The 6207-nt window shown below is 44.4% G+C and carries 5 protein-coding genes; 4 read left to right on the top strand and 1 reads right to left on the bottom strand.

Going from position 1 to position 6207, the window contains the following annotated elements; translation table 11 throughout:
• The first annotated feature begins 255 nt into the window (after positions 1-255).
• Positions 256-378: a hypothetical protein gene (locus MSP8886_RS22705; protein WP_281197870.1), complete on the top strand. Its 123-nt coding sequence runs from the start codon at positions 256-258 to the stop codon at positions 376-378.
• A gap of 308 nt (positions 379-686) precedes the next feature.
• Here the strand turns inward: MSP8886_RS22705 and MSP8886_RS18715 are convergent, their stop codons facing one another.
• Entirely contained in the window at positions 687-1907 is a 1221-nt protein-coding gene (locus MSP8886_RS18715; RefSeq protein WP_067019475.1) for an EAL and HDOD domain-containing protein, read from the bottom strand.
• 139 nt (positions 1908-2046) lie between these two features.
• Here MSP8886_RS18715 and ilvD point away from each other — a divergent pair, with 139 nt between their 5' ends.
• From ilvD to MSP8886_RS18700, 3 genes are all read left to right on the top strand, one after another.
• Complete coding sequence (gene ilvD, locus MSP8886_RS18710; RefSeq protein ID WP_067019472.1) at positions 2047-3891, top strand: dihydroxy-acid dehydratase; 1845 nt, start codon at positions 2047-2049, stop codon at positions 3889-3891.
• A 148-nt stretch (positions 3892-4039) separates the two neighbouring features.
• A complete protein-coding gene (locus MSP8886_RS18705; RefSeq protein ID WP_067019469.1) occupies positions 4040-4882 on the top strand; it encodes a 23S rRNA (adenine(2030)-N(6))-methyltransferase RlmJ in 843 nt (280 codons plus the stop codon).
• Positions 4883-4906: 24 nt separating this feature from the next.
• The gene (locus tag MSP8886_RS18700; protein WP_245659145.1) at positions 4907-6145 is read left to right on the top strand and encodes a sensor domain-containing diguanylate cyclase; all 1239 of its coding nucleotides are present in this window, start codon (positions 4907-4909) and stop codon (positions 6143-6145) included.
• Positions 6146-6207: the final 62 nt, after the last annotated feature.

Here is a 6207-nt window from a genome sequence, read left to right as displayed (position 1 = left end):
CTGAGTTTCTGTAAGATGGCTTCTTTAAAGGCTCTTGAATGTCTTTGGTAATCCACTGGTTTTAACTTACCGCCCCCTGTCTATTTATAATATCAAATGAGGCGACAACTATCCTGACACAGGGGGATAAGCTCAATCTGCATACAAAGATGCTCACAATAAAACGCCGAAAAGTGAAAAGTGAAAAGTGAAAAGTGAAAAGTGAAAAGTGAAAAGTGAAAAGTGAAAAGTGACGATCTTATTTAGGATAGGTCAATGGAAATAAAAAAAGGCAGCCTAAGCTGCCTTATTTTCACCGTCATCCTATCGGGTAACTCATCCACTGAGCACATCATCCTGACTTTTTACCATCCTAGTACTAGCACCATCCTAGTGTGAGCAATCGCTTTCCTAGCGATTCATTCTCATCCATTGAGCGTCCTGAAAAAGGAGCATCCTATCCACCTACTGTCGCCATTGCTTCATGCACTGCTGCAAATCCTTTGCTTACATCCATGTTGTTCCCGTTCGACAAGGTAAATTTAGCAGAATTTGAGTCAGATACAAGCAAGAAAAAAAACACCGAAAACACAAAAAAGCCTTTTAAAACAATGAAATAAATAAAAATCATCGTAAAAGAACAAATGGCCGACACAACAAAATGTATTTGCCTACAGGATTGTCAGAAATAACCTACAAAACAGCCATTAAAATGTAGCGACAAATTGATCTGTCCACTGTATAGCTTCAAGGTACGTGTCTCTAAGATCAACAAGGTCACTCTCAAGCTTCACCTGTCGTCCATTGTCATAATACTCAATTAGGTCTAACGTTTGACCGACACGACCCGCTCTATTAATGATGGCATTAATAAATTCGTTAGGAAGAGGGAGCTCTTTCAAGACATCACCAAGGCTCATACCAGTACACACATCAATCATGGACAACATACCTGCTAGAAAGTATTTATCGTGATTACCATAGCCACGTTTTTTGGCAAACAGCTCTGCGTGTTTGGCTCGCACCATAATTTGCTCTAGAAGAACCGGACGATCACCAGTCATCTCTGACATCAACAATAAATTCGTTAACGATTTCAACTGATTGACACCAATCAACGAGATTGCCAAACGCACTGAGTCCACAGAGGCAACCAAACCAGTATAAGGAGAGTTAAGATAACGTAATAACTTATGAACCAATCCAACATCCTGACTCACTATGCGCTCTAGTTCATTCATGCTTAAATCATCACTTTTTAACATCTCAGCCATCAATTGCAGTAACGTCATGCTATTGACTTTTGAGCCCTTACTAGAGATGGTCTCCGGGCGTTCAAAGAAATATCCTTGAAAAAAATCCACTTCAAGCAAGCGACAAAAATGATATTCATCCCAAGTTTCAATTTTTTCTGCAATGATTTTCACATCAAAGCCACGGAGCGCTTCAACCTGCCTATGAAACTCATCCTGTCCCAGCGCTAAAATGTCCAACTTAACGTAATCAGCTAGCTCGACAAAAGGCGTCAGTTTAGGCTCAAACACAAAATCATCTAGCGCAATCTTAAAGCCTTGCTTTACCCAACGGCGTAATGAAGCTAAGAGGACAGCATCAAAACCGGAACCTTCTAACACTTCTATCACTACCTTGTTTTGATTTAGTGGCACGCTGCTTGGATTCAGCAAATAACTTCGGGGGAAATTGACAAATGCCTTATTAGAACCCACCAGATTATCCATGCCTATTTCCAATAGGCTCGCGGTAATCACCTGTGCGGTTGCCCCTATATCATCCACCACTTCAGCAACGAGAGAGTACTCACTTTTACGATACAGCAATTCATAGCCCATAATCGCAAGATTATTGTCGACAATTGGTTGACGTGCCAATGAGACCGGTGCGTAATTTAGGATCGAATTATTCGACATAGTTATTCGCTCTCGCCTTAATGTAAAAACCTCACTATTGCCAATGTCTTAATGTTGCCTAAAAAACATCATTGGGAATAGTCAATAAACTTGTTAACATGTGCGTCTATATAAAGCAAAAAAAACTGTGGGGAAATCAATGCCAGCATATCGTTCTAAAACGACAACCTCCGGCCGCAATATGGCAGGCGCTCGCGCTCTATGGCGTGCAACCGGTATGAAAGACGATGACTTTCATAAACCCATTATCGCGGTAGCCAACTCGTTCACTCAATTTGTACCCGGCCATGTTCATTTAAAAGACCTTGGACAGCTCGTGTGTCGTGAGATTGAAGCTGCCGGTGGTGTTGCCAAAGAATTTAATACCATTGCCGTTGATGACGGCATCGCAATGGGGCACGATGGTATGCTTTACAGCCTACCGTCTCGAGACCTCATTGCAGACTCAGTCGAGTACATGGTCAACGCCCACTGCGCTGACGCGCTCGTGTGCATTTCTAACTGTGACAAAATTACCCCTGGCATGCTAATGGCAGCCATGCGACTTAATATCCCTGTTATTTTCGTTTCCGGTGGACCAATGGAGGCGGGGAAAACCAAGTTATCTGAGCACAATTTGGACCTAGTTGATGCCATGGTCATTGCAGCCGATCCAACGGCTTCTGATGAGAAAGTCGCTGAATACGAACGTTCTGCTTGTCCAACGTGTGGCTCATGTTCCGGTATGTTTACCGCCAATTCAATGAACTGTTTGACTGAGGCTCTCGGTTTAAGCTTACCTGGCAACGGCACCGTTCTAGCCACCCACTCAGATCGCCATCGTTTATTCGTTGAAGCGGGTCGTCGTATTGTCGACATCACCAAACGTTTCTACGACAACGATGAACCTCAATGGGCGCCAAGGGCTATTGCTACATTCGAAGCCTTCGAAAATGCCATGACGCTCGACATTGCCATGGGTGGATCTACCAATACCATTTTGCATTTACTCGCCATTGCTCGCGAAGCGGGTGTTGATTTCACCATGGAAAACATCGACCAATTATCTCGCCGCGTGCCTCAACTTTGTAAAGTGGCACCAAACTCCCCTAAATACCACGTTGAAGATGTACACCGTGCTGGTGGTATTTTTGGCCTACTTGGCGAATTAGATCGTGCGGGCATTTTGCATAACCAATGTCATACTGTCCACTCTAATACCATGCTAGAAGCACTGGAAACGTGGGATATTATGCGCGCTCCCACAGCAGAAGTAATGGAACTTTACAAAGCAGGCCCTGCGGGGATACCAACGCAAACGGCCTTCAGCCAATCTACTCGCTGGCCTTCACTGGATGGTGATCGCGCTGAAGGCTGTATTCGTTCCATCGAAAACGCTTACTCGCAAGAAGGCGGTTTAGCCGTACTTTACGGCAACATCGCGTTAGATGGCTGTGTGGTAAAAAGCGCTGGAGTGGACGAGTCCTGCCTAGTATTTGAAGGGCCTGCTCACATCACAGAATCTCAGGATGAAGCGGTTAAAAACATCTTGGATGATAAAGTAAAAGCGGGCGAAGTCGTAATCGTACGTTACGAAGGGCCAAAAGGCGGCCCTGGTATGCAAGAAATGCTCTACCCTACCTCTTACATTAAATCCAAAGGGTTAGGAAAAGCTTGTGCTTTGCTAACAGACGGACGTTTTTCTGGTGGGACATCAGGTTTATCGATTGGTCACGTATCGCCAGAAGCCGCTGCAGGTGGTGCCATTGGTTTGGTAGAAAGTGGGGACATCATCCGTATTGATATTCCAAATCGCAGTATCAATGTTCTGCTCACTGACGAAGAGCTACAAGCACGCCGCGATGCAATGAATACCAAAGGAGCAGGCGCTTGGAAACCAGCCGAAGTGCGCCCTCGTAAAGTCTCACCAGCACTGAAGGTCTATGCTCATTTCGCAACCAGCGCAGACAAAGGCGCCGTTCGCGATTTGGATCAAATTCAATAAGATGATCTTTCAATAAAACTACCTAAGACGCAAAGGCTGCCTTTGATCCTCGTGACAGGGCAGCCTTTTTCTTTATATTCCTATGTTGCCATACTATCATTGCGCGTAAGGAAATCTTTTTCACCCCTTCACTGATGACAGGAACACCATGCTCAGCTATCGTCATATTTACCATGCAGGTAATCACGCCGACATTTTAAAACACATTACAGTCAGTGAAATTTGTCGTCATCTGACAAAGAAAGACACCCCTTTCTTCTATCTAGATACCCATGCGGGCATTGGTCAATACCTACTTGATTCTGAACAAGCACAGAAGAACAAAGAATTTCAAACAGGCATTGCCCGCCTTCTTGGTGAACACCACTTACCAGATGCCGTCGATCACTTTCTCGACATCGTTCGGGAAATGAACCCTAGCGATACATTAACGATGTATCCCGGCAGCCCCAAAGTCGTTGATTACTACACTCGATCCAAAGATAAGATGCATCTTTGTGAGTTACACCCAAACGACTATCCCGTCTTGGCGGCTTTGTTTCCTAATAAGCGCCGTGCCAATGTAGTCAAAGATAATGGTTTTGATGCCGTTCGAGCCATGCTCCCACCACCTCAAAAGCGTGGCTTTGTGCTCATGGATCCTCCTTACGAAGTCAAAAAAGACTACCAACATGTTGTCACGGCATTGCAAGATGGCTATAAACGTTTTGCTACAGGTACTTTCGCTATTTGGTATCCTGTACTCAGTCGCAAACAAGCAAACAATTTGCTAAAAGACGTCGAAAACACCAAGATACGCAATATATTACTACTTGAAATGTGCATCCGTGATTCACAAGAAGAACGCGGTATGGCTGGAAGTGGTATGATCATAGTCAATCCACCTTGGACATTAGAAAAAGAAGCGAAAGATTTCTTACCCATGCTAACGAAATTGTTAGCCGAGGATGACCAATCAAATTGTCAAGTTCGCTGGATCACACCAGAGTAACTTGTTTTAATAGGAGCAGAACTAATGAGCGCCGTGAATAACCCTTTTGAGTTGGCTTTTATCAATATGCCAACCCCCGCTTTCATCATAGAAAGCAAAACGGGCAAGCTAAATGCTGTCAACCACAGCTTCGCGATGTTATTTGAAAATTTTAACGCTGCTCCTGGTGACTCTTGGGTAGAACTAAGTGAAGAAGCAAAATCTGTTGAGGACTGGCTAAATCTCTGCCAGCAAATTCAAAACGGCGACATTGATCGTTGCGAAAGCTTATTAAACATTGGCACCAAACAGATCAATACCCAACTCGAATTTCACTATATGGGCGAGTATGTCTTGGCATGTGTCTATGATACGGACCATATGGATTTAGCCGATGCTGAAAACACCTTGCTGAAATTTGCGTTAACGGAATCCTCAGCAGGCTTATGGATTTGGGAAACCGATTCCGACCTTATATCTTGTTCTGCTTCCATTGCCTTATTACTCGGCTGCTCTCGAGAGCAAACGCCTAAATCGACTCGCGAATGGCACCAGATGGTTCACCCAGACGATGTAGAAAGGCTGAATAATACGGTGACGGAACACGTTATCCATCATCAAAATTATTACGAATGTGAGTACCGTATCCGCAAGGCCGATGGCGAATACATTTGGGTAAAAGAAAGAGGACGCACTTATACGAAACGTCCTGATAGCAGCATAAAAAAAATCATTGGTTTTGTAGAAGATATCAGCCCTCAAAAAGCACTCGAAGCTCACTTGCGTACTCAAGCCACCTTCGATGAGTTAACAGGGCTACTCAATCGAGGCGCAGCGAAAACCCACTTTAGAAAGCAACTTGGCCTTGCCAAGCGTCAATACACCCCATTGACCATGGCGAAAATTCACCTGGATGCCCATAATCGTCTAGCTGATTTACCCATGGAGATTCGTAACCTAAGAATTCAAACACTTGCCCGCCACATTTATAAAAAAATTCGTGAAGCGGATGTACTCGCAAGGGTCGAACCCGATAAACTGCTACTGCTTTTGCCAAATACCAGTGTTAAAGATGCGATGCAGTTGCTGAACCACATCATTCACCCTACCGATAAAGAAAAAGCGTTATTGTTAGAAGGCAAAGCAGACCCTCTCGACTATTGTTTCGGCATTGCCGCTTTTCCAGAAGATGGCGAAGACATAGAAGAGCTTGCACAAAGTGCCAACGATGCTTTAGAAGCAAGCCGATTAGAACACATCAAGGCATCTGGCCAAGCGCAATAACCTACTCCTTGAAGAAAACAAAATCCCCAAACCGGCAGGTCTTGGGGATTTATTGCGCCATT

This window comes from Marinomonas spartinae, from assembly GCF_900089775.1.
Lineage (GTDB): Bacteria > Pseudomonadota > Gammaproteobacteria > Pseudomonadales > Marinomonadaceae > Marinomonas > Marinomonas spartinae.
Note: the sequence above shows the minus strand (reverse complement) of the source record. Positions and strands in the feature narration are given on the sequence as shown.

Coding starts and splice junctions, on each gene's coding strand:
- MSP8886_RS22705 (WP_281197870.1), top strand. CDS start 256: ATGGAAATAAAAAAAGGCAGCCTAAGCTGCCTTATTTTCACCGTCATC.
- MSP8886_RS18715 (WP_067019475.1), bottom strand. CDS start 1,907: ATGTCGAATAATTCGATCCTAAATTACGCACCGGTCTCATTGGCACGT.
- ilvD (WP_067019472.1), top strand. CDS start 2,047: ATGCCAGCATATCGTTCTAAAACGACAACCTCCGGCCGCAATATGGCA.
- MSP8886_RS18705 (WP_067019469.1), top strand. CDS start 4,040: ATGCTCAGCTATCGTCATATTTACCATGCAGGTAATCACGCCGACATT.
- MSP8886_RS18700 (WP_245659145.1), top strand. CDS start 4,907: ATGAGCGCCGTGAATAACCCTTTTGAGTTGGCTTTTATCAATATGCCA.